Raw genomic sequence first — 16,217 nt, forward strand, 5'->3', positions numbered from 1 at the left:
ACATACAGTCCAGCGAGCGCAGTGTGACCTTGATCAGTTCCACTGCCGATCTCGCTTGCGTGGGGTCGGCAGGTTTTGTGGCTTACCGACGATCGCCGGGCCGCTTCCCTCCACAGTGGAGTCGCGGGCACCGCAGGAGAAGAAAGAGAGCAGTATTCATGCGTATAGGCAGACCGAGGTTCTCCACGAACCTCAAACGACGCCTCCTCGGCCTCTCGGCCGCAGCGCTCGTCCTGCCCGTGACCGCTGGTATTGCGGGCACTGCCGTCGCCGGCGCCGCACCGATCGCGCACCGCGCTCCGTCGGGTGGATTCGAAGAGGTCATGGTGCCCTCGTCGATGGGCCCGATCAAGGTCCAGATTCAGTGGGCAGCCCGCGGTGGCAACGCCGCGCTGTACCTGCTCGACGGCCTCCGTGCCCGTGACGACCGCAACGCGTGGACCTTCGAGACGAACGCGCTCGATCAGTACCGCAACGACAACGTCACCCTGGTGATGCCGGTCGGCGGCCAGTCCAGCTTCTACAGCGACTGGATGGCGCCGTCGAACTTCAACGGCCAGAAGTCCACGTACAAGTGGGAGACCTTCCTGACCAAGGAGCTCCCGGACTACCTCGAGACCCGCGGCGTCTCCCGCAACAACAACGGCGTGCTCGGTCTGTCGATGGGTGGCTCCGCCGCCCTGACCCTGGCCGCCTACCACCGCGACCAGTTCAAGTTCGCCGGCTCGCTGTCGGGCTACCTGAACATCTCGGCGCCGGGCATGCGTGAGGCCATCCGCGTCGCGATGCTGGACGCCGGTCGCTTCAACGTCGACGCCATGTGGGGTCCGCCGTGGAGCAAGGCATGGCTGCGCAACGACCCGTTCGTGTTCGCGCCGCAGCTCAAGGGCCTGTCGCTGTACGTGTCCTCGGCCAGCGGCCTGCCGGGCGAGTACGACCACCCGCGCGCACCGATCGACTACTACAACACCGCCAACGGCATGGGCCTCGAGGCCCTCGCGCTGGTGAACACCCGCGCGTTCCAGGTCCGGATGGCCTCCCTCGGGATCCCCGCGACCTACAGCTTCCCGTCCAACGGCACGCACTCGTGGCCGTACTGGTCGGCGGAGCTCTTCAAGGCCCGCAACCAGATCCTGGACGCGCTGAACGCGCACTGATCCCGGGATCCAAGTTGTGAACTCGTCGATGCCGCCCCACGCGCCGATCCCGGCCGCGCGGGGCGGCATCTGCGGTTCGGGCCCTTCCGAGTCCGAGTAACAAATGCACCACGGGTAGCAGCGCGTCACCTGCGTCCCACCTGACCAGCGTGTTAGAAAGAACGACGAGCGACAGGCGCCACGGCACGGCGCCCGCGTGGGTCGGGGGCAAGCCGAGCCAAGTGCCGAGTTGATCCGTCAGCTGGCCGAAAGCAGAAAGAGAGTTGTCGTCAGATGCGACCACTACTGAGGAAGCCCGGTGCACGGCCCGGGGGGAGCGCAATGACGAGCGGGCGCCGTAGCCGGGTGGCCCGTCTGCTGGCCGCCGCGCTGGTCCTGCCGACCGCGGCCGGGCTCACCACCGCGACCGCCGTCGCGTTCGCAGCGCCGGACGACACGACCACCACCACGTCGGCCACCGCGACCACCACGACCAAGCCTGCCGCCACCACGCCGGTGGCGGAGACCTTCGCCCCGGTCACGACCACGCCCGTCGCGAAGTCCACTGCCGCCGCGGCCGTCCCGACGACCACCGCCGCGCAGACCACGACGACCACCACCGTCGCCCCGACCACGACGACCACCGCCCCGACCACGACCGAGGCCCCGACCACCACGGTGGCGCCCCCGCAGTCGCGGGCGATGCGCGCGGCGCCGAACGCACTCCGGTCCATTCCCGGTGTCTCGAAGATCCAGTGGATCACCGACCGCCGGGTCGCGCTGTGGGTGGATTCCCCGGCAATGGGCGCGCCGTTCCAGGTGCAGGTGCTGCTGGCCCGGGACTGGAACGCCAAGCCGGACGCGACCTTCCCGGCCCTGTACATGCTCGACGGCCTGCGCGCGCGTGACGACGAGAGCGGCTGGACCATCGAGACCGACGCCGCGAGCTTCTACGCGGACAAGAACGTCAACGTGATCCTGCCGGTCGGCGGTCAGTCCAGCTTCTACTCCGACTGGCTCGCGCCCGACAACGGCAAGAACTACCAGCTCGAGACGTTCCTGACGAAGGAACTCCCGCCGATCCTGGAGAACAGCCTCCGCACCACCAGCACGCGCGGCATCATCGGCCTCTCCATGGGTGGCACCTCGGCCATGTTCCTCGCCGAGCGCAACCCCGGCTTCTTCAAGTTCGTGGGCTCGTTCTCCGGCTACCTGAGCACCACGTCCCTGGGTATGCCGCAGGCGCTGCGGTACGCGATGAACGACGCGGGCGGCTACAACGTCGACAAGATGTGGGGTCCGCCGAGCAACCCGCTCTGGCCCGCCCACGATCCCTACGTCAACGCCGACAAGCTCAAGGGCATCAGCCTGTACATCTCCAGCGGCAGCGGCATGACCGGACCGTACGACCAGCCGTCCGGCATCCCCGGCGTCTCGACCAACTACGCGGGCATGGGCCTCGAGATCCTGTCCCGCCTGACCTCGCAGTCCTTCGCCACGAAGCTGAACAAGCTCGGTATCCCCGCGCAGGTCAACTACCGCCCGTCCGGCACCCACTCGTGGCCGTACTGGCAGTTCGAGATGCACCAGGCCTGGCCGCAGGTGGCCAACGCCCTCGGCGTCGAGGCGAACGCGCCGGCCTGCTCGGTCGGCGGTGCGATCGCGGTCGTCGCGAACAACAACCCCTGGCTCGGCGGCTGCGTGACCGGTGAATACGGTGTCGCGGGCGGCGTCGCGCAGGACTACCGCAACGGTCGGGTCTTCTTCTCGCCCGGAACCGGCGCGCAGGTCGTCGCCGGCATGATCGGCGGCGCGTACCAGGGCGCAGGCGGTCCCGCCGGACAGCTCGGCTTCCCGACCACCAGCGAATCGCCTGCACCCGATGGCCGCGGCCGTTTCAACCACTTCCAGAACGGGTCGATCTACTGGACCCCGCAGACCGGTGCGCACCCCGTCTGGGGCGCGATCCGCGACGAGTGGTCCCGTCAGGGCTGGGAGCGCGGGCCGCTCGGCTACCCGGTGGCGGACGAGATGAACACGCCGGGCAAGCCCGGCGCGGTGCAGGGCTTCGAGATCGGTGCCATGTACTACAGCCCGACCACCGGCACCAACGCGGTGCAGGGCCTGATCATGGGCAAGTACGGACAGCTGGGCTACGAGAACAGCTGGTTGGGCTTCCCGAAGACCAGTGAGATCGGCGTCAAGGACGGCGGCCGGTTCAACCGGTTCGAGGGCGGCAACATCTACTGGAGCCCGCTCAGCGGTGCCTGGGCGATCAAGAACGGCCCGATCTTCGACGCGTGGGGCAGCCAGAACTACGAGAACGGTCGCCTCGGATTCCCGATCAGCGACGAGTTCCCGATCCCGAACGGCGTCCAGCAGAACTTCCAGTTCGGGAACATCACCCTCGTCGGTGGACGGGCGGAGATCCACTAGGCCGACGATCCACGGACAGTCCGACGCTGACGGGCCGGAATCTCGGCCGAGGTCCCCGGCCCGTCAGCGTCGGTACCCTTGGACACCGACCAGCCGAACCGCTGCCGGGGCGCCACCACGCACCCTCGGCCGAGCACGCTTCCACACCCCAGAGGACTGAGACAGACATGCGCATTTCCACCCGTACCCCTCTGGCCAGGGTCATCGCCGTCGGCGCGCTGAGCGTGGCCACGGTCGGCGTGCTCGCCGGTTGCGGCAGTGACGACTCGACGGCCAGCGGCACCCCCACACTGACCACCGCGCAGGGCACCGGATCGCCCACGGCCCAGCCGCTGGCGACCGGTATCGAGGTCCCGCCGTACACCAGTCCCGCCGTGGCAGCCACGGCACCGCCGGAGACCCCGCAGGCGGTCCCGAGCGGTTTCCCCGGCCCGACCGAGGCGCCCGCGCTCGACGCCCGCGGCAAGGCGTTCCTCGACGCGCTGCGCAAGGGTGGCGTGGCGCCCGCGGGCAGCGGTGACGTCGCGATCTCCACCGCCAACTACATCTGCTCGGCGAAGGCGAACAACGTCGACGACGCCGAGATCACCGCGTACGTGACCGGCATGGCGGGGGCAGAGGCCACCCTCGCGGGCGTGACACAGAGCGCGGATCAGGCGGCCGCGGCGGCGAAGATCTACATCGACGCCGCACAGTCCACCTACTGCAACAAGTAGTCGTCGATGGCTGCTGCGGGAAAGGGACGGAAGTCCGGCGGGCGCAGGTTCCTGCGCGTGCTGATTGCGCTCATCGTGATGCTGCTGGTCGCGTTGGCCGCGCTCGTCGCGTGGTACCTGCTGGCGGGCCGCGTGCCCAAGCCGCCGCCCGTCCCGACCCCGACGCCCGGGCGGCCCCAGGCGCAGCCGGCCAGCTGTCCGGACGTGCAGGTGATCGCGATCCCGGGCACCTGGGAGTCCGGCACGCAGGACGACCCGTTCAACCCGACCGCGAACCCGAACTCGCTGATGCTCAACATCACTCGCCCGTTGGAGGCCGAGTTCGGCCCGCAGCGGGCACAGGTCTACACGGTGCCGTACGTGGCCCAGTTCTCGAACCCGATCGCGTTCCCGCCGGACGGTCAGACCTCGTACAACAAGAGCCGCGGAGAGGGCACCGCCAAGGCCACCGAGGTGATGACGGAGATGCACGCGAACTGTCCGCTGACCAGCTTCGTGCTGACCGGTTTCTCGCAGGGTGCGGTGATCGCCGGAGACGTGGCCGCACGAATCGGTGCGGGCGAGGGCCCGGTCCCGGCGGATCTGGTGCTCGGGGTCGGGGTCATCGCAGACGGTCGGCGTGACCCGGCCGCAGCGCCGACCATCGGGCCGCCGGTGGCGGGTGTCGGCGCGGAACTGTCGCTCAACGGGCTGCGGGTCCCGGGCATCACGATGACCGGTCCGCGACCGGGCGGCTTCGGTGTGCTGGCCGACCGTGCGGTGCAGATCTGTGCGCCGTCGGACGGAATCTGTGACGCCCCGCCGAATGCGTTCAAACCGTCGAATCTGCCCGCCAGCCTCGCCCGGGTCGGGGAGTACGTCAACAACCCTGTGCATGCCCTGTACAACACCTTCGTGGTGGATCAAAACGGGACCACGGCAACTCAGTGGATGACAAACTGGGCCGCCGACAAGGTCAGGTCCGCCCCGGTTCCCGCTCACGAATAGTGGCGACCCGTGCGGAACCGATAGAGTGGCCAACTGGCCAACTGGCCACCCGCCCCACAGATGTGCCCCCAGTTTCAGGAGAAGTGATCGATGAGTTCCGCCGACGCCACCGCGCCGCGCAAGTTCCGGTTCGCCGCCGGCGGAGAAGGGAACGCCGAGGAAGGCGGGGCCCGTCGTTTCGTCAAGCTCGCTCAGAAGGCAGAGGAACTCGGGTACGACAGCTTCATGATCCCGGACCACCTGGGCAATCAGGTCGGCCCGATCGCGGCACTCGGTGCGCTGGCGGTCGCCACCGACAAGATTCGCCTCGGTACCGCGGTGCTGGCCAACGGGTTTCGGCACCCCGCGGTCCTCGCGAAGGACGCCGCCACGATCGATGTCCTGTCCGGCGGGCGGCTGGAACTGGGCATCGGTGCCGGCTGGATGAAGGAAGAGTTCGACAAGGGCGGTATCGCCTACGACAGCCCCGGGGTGCGCATCGCGAAGCTCGCGGAGTCCCTCGAGATTCTGGACGTGCTGCTGCGCGGGCAGGAGTGCAACTTCCAGGGCGAGTACTACCAGATCAACGGGCTCAAGGGCAGTCCGCGACCGCGCCAGGGCCCGCGCCCGCCGATCGCCGTCGGTGGCGGCGGACCGAAGATGCTGGCGTTGGCGGCGAAGTACGCGGACATCATCTCCCTGGCACCGCCCAGCAACAAGGACGGCAGGATGCTGCTGTCCGGCATCACCATGGAGGCGACCGCCGCCCGCGTCGAGCGGATCCGCGAGGCTGCCGGGGACAGGTTCGACGACATCGAACTGAACTGGACGATCACCACCATCATGCCCACCGACGACCGCGAAGCCATGGCCGAGATGGCACTGGCAGCGCTCGCCAACGGTTACCCGCCGAACATCGAGGTGGATGTCACACTGACCGTGGAGGACATCCTCAACTCCCCCTACCTGGCATTCGGTACCTACGAGGAGATCGCCGATCAGATCAGGGCCGTACGAGATCGGACGTCGATGTCGTACGTCGGTATCTTCCCGACGCAGATGGAGGCGTTTGCCCCCGTGATCACCCAACTCAAGGGTGAATGAGCGGCGGGCATCTGTAGCATTCTGTTGGTTTGGGGTGCGAAGCAGATCGTTACCAAGACGAGACCTGCATATTGCCACTAGTCACTACTTGCACGACCCCTCGCTGCCGCAGGGGACGAAGCCCGCGGGTGTCCAGACGCCGCACCGCAGGCTTGCCTTGGAGGAGAAGGTATGAACCAGACTTTCGATGACTACATCGACGAAGCGGGACACATCCGGCTGATGCCGGGTAGCACCCTCGTCGACCACGTCGAACGGCACACCCGGGAGAACTCGGACGAGCTGGCATACCGATATATCGACTACTCGCGTGAGCGCGACGGCGAGGTCCTCGAGCTCACCTGGGATCAGTTCGGTCACCGCCTGCGTGCGGTCGCGGCCCGCCTGCAGCAGGTCACCGAGCCCGGCCAGCGCGTCGCGATCCTCGCGCCGCAGGGCCTCGACTACGTCATCTCCTTCTTCGCGGCCATGCACGCGGGCACCATCGCGGTGCCGCTGTTCGATCCGGACGAGCCCGGCCACGGCGATCGCCTGTACGCCGTCCTCGGGGACTGCAAGCCGTCGGCGATCCTCACCGCGACCCAGTCGGCCGCGGGCGTCCGCCAGTTGTTCCGGCACCTGCCCGCCGCGGAACGACCCCGGATCATCGCCGTCGACGCCATCCCGGACACCGTCGGCGAGAGCTGGGTGTACCCGGAGATCGGCCTCGACGACATCGCGTACCTGCAGTACACCTCCGGCTCGACCCGGGTCCCGGCCGGCGTGGAGATCACGCACCGCGCGGTCGGCACCAACGCGCTGCAGATGGTCGACGCGATCGAACTGACCACGGACTCCCGGGGCGTCACCTGGCTGCCGCTGTTCCACGACATGGGCCTGCTCACCGTGATCCTGCCCGCCCTCGGCGGCAAGTACATCACCATCATGAGCCCGCGCGCCTTCGTGCAGCGTCCCTACCGCTGGATCAAGGAGCTGGCCGCCATCACCGACGGCGCGGGCACCTTCGCCGCGGCGCCGAACTTCGCCTTCGAGCACGCCGCCGCGCGCGGCCTGCCGAAGGACGGCGAGACCCTCGACCTGAGCAACGTCATCGGCCTGATCAACGGCAGCGAGCCCGTCACCACCTCGTCGATGCGCAAGTTCAACGACGCGTTCGGGCCGTACGGGCTGCCCAAGACCGCGATCAAGCCGTCCTACGGCATGGCGGAGGCGACACTGTTCGTCTCGTCCACCAAGCACACCGACGAGGCCAAGGTCATCTACGTCGACCGCGACGAGCTGAACCGGGGTCGCATGGTCAAGGTCGACAAGGACGCTCCGGGCGCCATCGCCCAGGTCTCGTGCGGCTACGTCGCGCGCAGCCAGTGGGCGGCGATCGTCGACGCCGAATCCGGCGCCGAGGTCCCCGACGAGCACGTCGGCGAGATCTGGCTGCACGGCAACAACATGGGTCAGGGCTACTGGGGTCGTCCCGAGGAGACCGAGCAGACCTTCCACAACAAGCTGCTCTCGAAGATCTCCGAGGGCAGCCACGCCGCCGGCGCGCCCGAGGACTCGAACTGGATGCGTACCGGCGACTACGGCGTGTACGTGGACGGCGAGCTGTACATCACCGGGCGGGTCAAGGACCTGGTGATCGTCGACGGCCGTAACCACTACCCGCAGGACCTGGAGGGGACCGCGCAGGAGGCGAGCACCGCCCTTCGGCCCGGATTCGTCGCCGCCTTCGCTGTGCCCGCGAACCAGCTCCCGAAGGAGGTGTTCGAGGCGGGTGCAGGCCTGACCTTCGACGCCGACGACGCGTCCGAGCAGCTGGTGGTCGTAGGCGAACGCGCCCCCGGTGCGGGCAAGGCCGATCCGGGTCCGATCGCGGACGCGGTCCGCGCGGCGATCTCCACCCGGCACGGCGTCACCGCTCGGGACGTGCTGCTCGTGCCCGCCGGGTCGATTCCGCGCACGTCGAGCGGCAAGATCGCGCGGCGCGCCTGCAAGGCCGCGTACATCGAGGGCACCCTGCGCGGTGGGTACACGCAGACCGCGTTTCCCGACTCGGTGTGACGAACATTTCCTTCTGACGGGTAGCGTGATGGGTTAATGGCTGAAACAGAGATGACGGTCGCGCAGCTGCGCGAATGGCTGCGCAACTGGGTTGCGGAGGCCACCGGGCAACCGGTGGACCAGATCTCCGACGACCGACCGATGGAGGAATTCGGTCTGTCGTCCCGAGACGCCGTCGCTCTGTCCGGCGAGATCGAGGAACTGGTCGGCATCACGCTGAACGCCACGGTCGTCTATCAGCACCCCACCATCGCCTCGCTCGCGACCCTGATCGTCGAGGGCGAGCCGGAGCTCCCCGACGAGCCCGAGGACGCGGCGTTCTACACCGCGCGCGACACCTCCCAGTCTCACGAGATCGCGATCGTCGGCATGTCCACCCGGTTCCCCGGGACCGGGCAGACACCGGACCAGATGTGGCGACTGCTCATCGAGGGCCGCGACGCGGTCACCGAGCTGCCGCACGGGCGCTGGGACGAGTTCGCGGCGGACCCGCAGATCGCCGAGGCGATCGCGAAGGCCAACACCAAGGGCGGCTATCTCGACGACGTGAAGGGCTTCGACGCGGAGTTCTTCGCGATGTCGCCGCTCGAGGTCAAGAACGTCGACCCGCAGCAGCGCCTCGCCATGGAGCTGACCTGGGAGGCGCTCGAGCACGCCCGGATCCCGGCCAACGAGCTCAAGGGCGAGCAGGTCGGTGTCTTCATCGGCAGCTCCGCCAACGACTACCAGCTGCTCGCCGTCAGCGACCCGGTGCACGCGCATCCTTATGCGCTGACCGGGACGTCGACGTCGATCGTGGCGAACCGGGTCTCGTACTACTTCGACTTCCGCGGACCTTCGATCGCGCTGGACACCGCCTGCTCGTCCTCGCTGGTGGCCGTCCACCAGGCGGTCCGTTCGCTGCGCTCCGGCGAGTCCGACCTCGCCCTGGCCGGCGGCGTCAACATGCTCGTCGCGCCAGCCGCGACCCTCGGGTTCGACGAGACCGGGATCCTCACCGACGACGGCAAGATCAAGGCCTTCTCCTCCGACGCGACCGGCATCGTCCGCGCCGAGGGCGGCGGCCTGGTCGTGCTCAAGCGGCTCGAGGACGCCGAGCGTGACGGCGACACGATCCTCGCGGTGATCGCCGGGTCCGCCGTCAACCAGGACGGTCGCTCCAACGGCCTGCTCGCCCCGAATCCGGACGCGCAGGCCGACGTGCTGCGCAGCGCCTACCGCGACGCGGGCATCGTCCCGTCGGGCGTGGACTACATCGAGGCGCACGGCACCGGCACCATCCTCGGCGACCCGATCGAGGCGGACGCGCTCGGCCGCGTCGTCGGCCGCGGGCGCGACGCCGACAAGCCGGCGCTGCTCGGCTCCGCGAAGACGAACTTCGGCCACCTCGAGGCTGCCGCGGGCGCCGCGGGGCTGATCAAGGTCGTGCTGGCGATGCAGGAGGACAAGCTCCCGCCGTCGCTGAACTACGCGGGCCCGAACCCCTACATCCCGTTCGACACCGCGCACCTCGAGGTGATCCCCGAGGCGACGGACTGGCCGCGCTACACCGGCCGGGCGGTCGCCGGTGTCTCCGGCTTCGGTTTCGGTGGCACCAACGCCCATGTGGTGGTCCGCGAGTACGAGGCGCCCGTGAGTCCTTCCGGCCCCGATGCGGACCAGAAGGACGCACAGGCCGCGGAGTTGCTCGATGTCGAGGCGGAGGCCGCGGGCGTGCTCGCCGACGCCGCCGAGTCGATGGGTCTCGAGTCCCCCGCCGCTGAGGGTTCCCCTCACCGGGTGGAGCGCGAGGAGCCGCTGCCGGTCCTGCTCGCCGTCTCCGCCGCGATGCCGTCGCGTCGCCGGCTCGCCGCCGCGAACCTGGCGGACTGGCTCGAGACCGCGGAAGGCAGCGCCACCCCGCTCGAGAACGTCGGCCGCGCACTGGCGCGGCGCAACCACGGCCGCTCCCGCGCGGTCGTGCTCGCCCGCACCCACGCCGAGGCCATCACCGGACTGCGCGCGGTCGCCGCGGGCAAGCCCGGTCAGGGCGTGCTGTCCGCCGACGCGCCGGCCGCCAAGGGCGCGGTCTGGGTGTTCTCCGGCTTCGGATCGCAGCACCGCAAGATGGCCAAGCAGCTGTACCTGAACAACGCCGTGTTCCGAAAGGCGATCGACGAGGTCGACGAGCTGATCGAGTACGAGGCCGGCTACAAGATGGCCGAGAAGTTCCTCGACGACTCGGTCGACTACGACGTCGAGACCTCGCAGGTCGGCATCTTCACCATCCAGATCGGCCTCGCGGCGCTGCTGCGCCACCACGGTGCGGACCCGGAGGCCGCGGTCGGGCACTCGATGGGCGAGGCCGCGGCCGCGTACGTCACCGGCGGACTCTCGCTCGAGGACGCGGTCCGGGTGATCACCGCCCGCTCGCGCCTGATGGGTGAGGGCGAGTCCGCGCTCGTCGGCGACGACATCCGCCTCATGGCGCTCGTCGAGTACAGCGCCGCCGAGATCGAGTCGGTGCTGGGCGACTTCCCGCACCTCGAGGTCTGCGTGTACGCGGCCCCGACGCACACCGTCATCGGCGGACCCCAGCCCGAGGTCGAGGCCATCGTGGCCCGCGCCGAGGCGGAGGAGAAGCTCGGCCGGATCCTGCAGACGAAGGGCGCGAGCCACACCTCGCAGGTGGACCCCATCCTCGGCGAGCTGGCCGCGGAGCTGGCCGGCATCGAGCCGCACGTGCTGAAGACCGGTCTGTTCTCCTCGGTGGACAAGGAGACCCACTACCGGGCGGGCCACGGCCCGATCCACCAGGTCGAGTACTGGACCAAGGGCATGCGCCACAGCGTGTACTTCACCAACGCGGTGCGCATGGCCGTCGACGCCGGGCACACCACCTTCGTGGAGCTCGCGCCCAACCCGGCGACGCTGATGTCGGTCGCGGCGACGGCGTTCGACGCCGGACTGATGGACGCGCAGCTGATCTCGACGCTCAAGCGCAAGGAGGACGAGGAGGTCGGTGTCCTCAGCGCGCTCGCGCAGCTGTACGTGCACGGCCACCGCGTGGACCTGCCGTCGCTGTTCGCCGAGGGCGACTTCGCGAACCCGCCGCGGACCGCGTTCCTGCGCAAGGAGCACTGGCTCGACACCCGTGTCTCCACGTCCGGGTCGTCGCGGGCGCCGGGCGCGCACGTCTCGCTGCCCGACGGCAGGCACGTGTGGGAGGTCGCGGCCGGCGCCGTCACCGACCTGAACGAGCTGGCGACTTCGGCTGCCGCGCAGGTGCTCTCCGATGTGACGCTCACCGCGGCGATCGCCCGCGGCGAGTTGCCCACCGCCGGCACCCTGACCACCACGCTCAACCCGCATCCGGGCGGCGCCTCGCTGCAGGTGCACGGCAAGGGCGCCGAGGGCTTCGTGCTGCTGCTGGACGCCGTCGTCACGTCTGGGGAACCGCTGCCCGAACTGGTCGTCGCTGCGCCCGTGCAGCGGTCCAGCTCGCCGATGGAGGAACTGCCCGAGGTCGTCGAGTCCTTCGGCGACAAGTGGGACCCGAACAGCAGCCAGAGCCTCGAGGACCGGCTGGCGCTGATCGTCGCCGAGTCCATGGGCTACGCGCCGGAGGACCTGCCCGCGGAGATCCCGCTGATCGAGCTGGGTCTGGACTCGCTGATGGCGGTGCGTATCAAGAACCGCGTCGAGTACGAGTTCGACATCCCGCAACTGCAGCTGCAGGCCGTCCGCGACGCGAACCTGCGCGAGGTCGAGAAGTACCTGCGCTACGCGATCGAGAACCGCGAGGAGGTCGAGGCGCTCGCCGAGCAGCAGCGGCTGGAGCGGTCGGCCGCCGAGGCCGCCGCCGTCGACGAGGCTTCCGCCGCACTCGAATCCGCGCTCGCCGAGGAGACGGTCAGCCCCGTCGCCGAGGCCGAGAAGATCGTGGCCGAGGCGGAGCAGGACACCTCCGACGGGGAGATCAACGTCCCGCCGCGCGACGCGGCCGAGCGACTGACGTTCGCGACCTGGGCGGTGGTGACCGGCAAGTCCGCGAAGGGCATCTTCAACATCCTCCCCGTGCTCGACGACGACACCGCGGAGAAGCTGGCCGCGCGCCTGACCGAGCGGGCCGGCGGCGAGGTGAGCTTCGACGACGTCCTCGACTCGGAGACCGTCGAACAGCTCGCCGAGAAGGTGCGCGAGCACCTCGAGGACGGCGTCAAGATCGAGGGGCTGGTGCGCACCCTGCGCGAACGTCCCGAAGGGTCTTCGGCCGTACCGGTTTTCGTGTTCCACCCGGCCGGCGGGTCCACCGTCGCGTACGAGCCGCTGCTGCGTCGGCTGCCCGCGCACACCCCGATGTACGGCTTCGAGCGCACCGAGGGGCCGATCGAGGTCCGTGCCCGCGAGTACCTGCCGCTGATCAAGGAGATCCAGGGCGACGGTCCGTACGTGTTGTACGGCTGGTCGCTCGGCGGCGCGCTGTCCTACGCCGTCGGCAAGATGCTGCGCGAGGAGGGCAAGGACGTCCGGTACATCGGCCTGATCGACACGGTCATGGCGGGCGAGGACGTCGAGGACACCCCCGAGGAGATCCGGAAGCGCTGGCAGCGGTACGCCGCGTTCGCGAAGAAGACGTACAACGTCGAGGCGCCGCTGCCGTACGACAAGCTGGCCGCGGCCGAGTCCGACGAGGAGCAGATCCAGATCCTCATGGACCTGCTGAAGGTGAGCGGGGCGAAGATTCCGGGCGGGATCATCAAGCACCAGCGCACGTCGTGGCTGGACAACCGCGCACTGCAGACGGTGAGGCCCGACAAGTACGACGGAAACGTGGTGCTGTACCTGGCCGACAAGTACCACGACGACGCGATCGCGCTGGAGCCCGCGTTCGGCACGCGAGCGCCCGACGGCGGCTGGGGCAAGGTCGCGTCGAACCTGGAGATCATCCACGTCGGCGGCGACCACATCCAGATCGTGGACGAACCGTACATTGCCAAGGTGGGGGCCGACCTGACCGAGAAGCTGGCCGCCATCGAGGCCGAGAAGCGGAGCAACTGAGTGAGCACGACCACCGCGGAGAAGCTGGCAGAGCTGCGCGAGAAGCTGGAGGTCTCGAAGGCCCCGGGTAACCCGAAGGCCATCGCGAGGCGCAAGGAGAAGGGCCTGCCCACTCCGCGCGAACGGATCGACATGCTGCTCGATCCGGGCACCTTCGTCGAGCTGGGACAGCTCGCCCGGCAGCCCGGCGACCCGTCGAACCCGTACGGCGACGGCGTCGTCACCGGCCACGGACTCGTCGACGGCCGACCCGTCGCGGTGTTCGCGCACGACCAGACCGTGTTCGGCGGGGCCGCGGGCGAGATCTTCGGCCGCAAGGTCGCCGCGGTCAACGACTTCGCCATCAAGATCGGCTGCCCGGTCGTCGGCATCAACGAGTCCGCCGGCGCGCGCATCCAGGACGCCGTGACCTCGCTGGCCTGGTACGCCGAGATGGGCCGACGCCAGGAACCGCTGTCGGGCATGTGCCCGCAGATCTCCATCATTCTCGGAAAGTGCGCCGGCGGTGCCGTGTACGCGCCGATCAACACCGACGTCGTGATCGCGACCGAAGAGTCGTACATGTTCGTCACCGGGCCCGACGTGATCAAGTCCGTGACCGGCGAGGACGTCAGCCTCGACGAGCTGGGCGGCGCTCGGAATCAGGTGGAGTACGGCAACATTCACCATGTCGCGCCCGACGAGAAGGCCGCCTTCGAGTACGCGCGTGCGTACCTGAGCTACATGCCGTCGAGCTGCAACGAGAAGCCCCCGATCATCAACCCGGGTCTCGAGCCGGAGATCACCGAGGACGACCTGTCTCTCGACGCGTTCATGCCGGACGCCGACAACGCCGGCTACGACATGCACGACATCCTGCTGCGCATCTTCGACGACGGCGACTTCCTCGAGGTGCGCAGCCAGACCGCGCAGAACGTCATCACCGGGTTCGCCCGCGTGGACGGGCGCCCGGTCGGCGTGGTCGCGAACCAGCCGATGCACCTGTCCGGCGCGCTCGACGCCGCGGCCTCGGACAAGGCCGCGCACTTCGTGCGGGTCTGCGACGCGTACGACCTGCCGCTGGTGTTCGTCGTGGACACACCGGGATTCCTGGTCGGCGTGGAGCAGGAGAAGATCGGCGTCATCAAGCGTGGCGGCCGCTTCCTGTTCGCCTACGTCGAGGCCACCGTCCCGAAGGTGACCGTCGTGGTGCGCAAGTCCTACGGCGGCGGGTACGCGGTAATGGGCTCGAAGCAGCTCGGCGCCGACGTGAACTTGGCGTGGCCCACCGCCCGAATCGCGGTCATGGGTGCCGAGGGTGCGGTCAACATCATCGGCCGCAAGCAGATCGAGGCCGCGGGGGAGAACGCCGCCGCCGTACGCCGGGACCTGATCAACTTCTACAACGAGCACGTCGCGACGCCGTACATCGCCGCCGAGCGCGGATACGTCGACGCGGTGATCTACCCGTCGACCACCCGCCTCGAGATCCGCAAGGCGCTGACCCTGCTGCGTGACAAGACGATCTACAAGAACCCGCGCAAGCATCACCTCCTCCCGCTCTGACCCACACCCGCACCTCCCTCCCCAATGTCACACCGGTTCGACTGACCCGACCGAATGTGACATCGGGGAGGTGTGGGAGGCCGGTTTACCCGAGAGCTGGCGGGGATTGTGGCCTCGGCGGAGCCGGCGCGTCAGTTGCCGAGGCGAAGGCGAACGTCCGGCCGCGGCCGCAGCTTCGCCTGCAGGTAGTTCCGTCTCAGCTGGTCCAGCACCAGGTTTTCGTTGTCGCGCAGCGTCCGCGGAAGGTGTGCGAGGACAACGATGCCGTGGCTCTGCATCCTCGCGCGACGCTCGAGGGTTGCCTGATGGTCGCGTGGTGTGAAGTGGTGGTCGAGCGAATCGATCTCCCACGCCATTGCGACGTCGTCGATCCAGCCGTCCGGAATGGCAATGAACTGGCCTGTAGCCGTTTCGATTTCGCGATTGTGCACCATGGCGGGCAGTCCGCTGCGGGTGTAGAGCTTGTGTGCGTGTATCTCCTCGACGGAGTGCGCGCCGCCGCCCAGATCCCGCAACACCGACCGCGGCAACGCGGTCCCGCGGCGCGAGCCCGCGGACAGTTCGATCGCCAGTTCCTCCACCGACGTGTCTCCGCGCTGCACCACGTCGGCGAGTAGAGCCTGACAGGTGGTGCGGTTCCGCAGGCGCCGGGCAGTATCGAGCGTGGCGCGGACAACGGGAGCGCATCGGAGAGTGCCCCGCACGACGGGTGGGTCGGGCATCCGCCAGGTTCTCTCGACCTGGACGAATCCGCACGAGGCTCGGTGCTGCTCCTGCGGTATCAGTAGCAACACGTCGTTCATCGCGGCGGACCGTTGGTATCCGTGCGCGGCGAGCGCCGCGTGCCCGGACAGCAGGCTGCCGGGACCGCCGTACATGAGGGCTGCGGTCGCGCGTTCGAGCTGCGTCGGGAAACCGTTGTGCAGCAACACTATGCCGGGAAGCAACCGTTGCCACGGTCCGCCCGGCAGGCACCAGCTGGAGATGGTCGACGGCGCCGCGCCGAGCGCCTTCAGAGTGCTGGACCGGATCACCCGGTTGACCCCGTACCGGACGAGCGCGTCGTAGTCGGATGCCCAGCTGCCGCGTTTCACGAACTCAGAGTGCCCCACGCGGTTGGGCGATCAGTCCCGAATGCACCCGCCTGTGGATGAATTCGACCCTGTGGACAGCCGATTTCGCACATGGACCCCGCCGCCCGACTTCCCCAATGTCA

At 68.8% G+C, this 16,217-nt stretch carries 9 protein-coding genes; 8 read left to right on the forward strand and 1 reads right to left on the reverse strand.

Annotated features, from left to right (window positions below; genetic code table 11):
• The first annotated feature begins 158 nt into the window (after window positions 1-158).
• From ACFVH2_RS01670 to ACFVH2_RS01705, 8 genes are all read left to right on the forward strand, one after another.
• Window positions 159-1,157 (forward strand): alpha/beta hydrolase, encoded by a 999-nt coding sequence (locus ACFVH2_RS01670; protein WP_378420916.1) that lies wholly within the window; start codon window positions 159-161, stop codon window positions 1,155-1,157.
• 321 nt (window positions 1,158-1,478) lie between these two features.
• Window positions 1,479-3,572, forward strand: a complete 2,094-nt coding sequence (locus ACFVH2_RS01675) for an alpha/beta hydrolase-fold protein (protein WP_378420918.1) — start codon at window positions 1,479-1,481, stop codon at window positions 3,570-3,572.
• A gap of 167 nt (window positions 3,573-3,739) precedes the next feature.
• On the forward strand, window positions 3,740-4,288 hold the full coding sequence (locus tag ACFVH2_RS01680; protein ID WP_378420920.1) for a DUF732 domain-containing protein: 549 nt from the start codon (window positions 3,740-3,742) through the stop codon (window positions 4,286-4,288).
• A 6-nt stretch (window positions 4,289-4,294) separates the two neighbouring features.
• Window positions 4,295-5,275 carry a cutinase family protein gene (locus ACFVH2_RS01685; protein WP_378420922.1) on the forward strand — a complete coding sequence of 327 codons (981 nt, stop codon included), beginning with the start codon at window positions 4,295-4,297 and terminating at the stop codon, window positions 5,273-5,275.
• Between the two features lie 90 nt (window positions 5,276-5,365).
• Window positions 5,366-6,358 carry an LLM class F420-dependent oxidoreductase gene (locus ACFVH2_RS01690; RefSeq protein ID WP_378420924.1) on the forward strand — a complete coding sequence of 331 codons (993 nt, stop codon included), beginning with the start codon at window positions 5,366-5,368 and terminating at the stop codon, window positions 6,356-6,358.
• 171 nt (window positions 6,359-6,529) lie between these two features.
• Complete coding sequence (gene fadD32 / locus ACFVH2_RS01695; protein WP_378420926.1) at window positions 6,530-8,416, forward strand: long-chain-fatty-acid--AMP ligase FadD32; 1,887 nt, start codon at window positions 6,530-6,532, stop codon at window positions 8,414-8,416.
• Between the two features lie 51 nt (window positions 8,417-8,467).
• A complete protein-coding gene (gene pks13, locus ACFVH2_RS01700; RefSeq protein ID WP_378421385.1) occupies window positions 8,468-13,456 on the forward strand; it encodes a polyketide synthase Pks13 in 4,989 nt (1,662 codons plus the stop codon).
• The gene (locus tag ACFVH2_RS01705) at window positions 13,457-15,001 is read left to right on the forward strand and encodes an acyl-CoA carboxylase subunit beta (protein ID WP_378420928.1); all 1,545 of its coding nucleotides are present in this window, start codon (window positions 13,457-13,459) and stop codon (window positions 14,999-15,001) included.
• Window positions 15,002-15,132: 131 nt separating this feature from the next.
• On the opposite strand, the gene ACFVH2_RS01710 is transcribed toward ACFVH2_RS01705, so the two are convergent.
• A complete protein-coding gene (locus tag ACFVH2_RS01710) occupies window positions 15,133-16,095 on the reverse strand; it encodes a hypothetical protein (protein WP_378420930.1) in 963 nt (320 codons plus the stop codon).
• Window positions 16,096-16,217 lie beyond the last annotated feature (122 nt).

This window comes from Rhodococcus sp. NPDC127527 (assembly GCF_042672245.1).
GTDB lineage: Bacteria > Actinomycetota > Actinomycetes > Mycobacteriales > Mycobacteriaceae > Rhodococcus_G.

What these genes read in the sequence shown, in the direction of transcription:
- ACFVH2_RS01675 (WP_378420918.1), top strand. Translation starts at nt 1,479, where the DNA reads ATGACGAGCGGGCGCCGTAGCCGGGTGGCCCGTCTGCTGGCCGCCGCG.
- pks13 (WP_378421385.1), top strand. Translation starts at nt 8,468, where the DNA reads ATGACGGTCGCGCAGCTGCGCGAATGGCTGCGCAACTGGGTTGCGGAG.
- ACFVH2_RS01680 (WP_378420920.1), top strand. Translation starts at nt 3,740, where the DNA reads ATGCGCATTTCCACCCGTACCCCTCTGGCCAGGGTCATCGCCGTCGGC.
- ACFVH2_RS01670 (WP_378420916.1), top strand. Translation starts at nt 159, where the DNA reads ATGCGTATAGGCAGACCGAGGTTCTCCACGAACCTCAAACGACGCCTC.
- ACFVH2_RS01685 (WP_378420922.1), top strand. Translation starts at nt 4,295, where the DNA reads ATGGCTGCTGCGGGAAAGGGACGGAAGTCCGGCGGGCGCAGGTTCCTG.
- fadD32 (WP_378420926.1), top strand. Translation starts at nt 6,530, where the DNA reads ATGAACCAGACTTTCGATGACTACATCGACGAAGCGGGACACATCCGG.
- ACFVH2_RS01690 (WP_378420924.1), top strand. Translation starts at nt 5,366, where the DNA reads ATGAGTTCCGCCGACGCCACCGCGCCGCGCAAGTTCCGGTTCGCCGCC.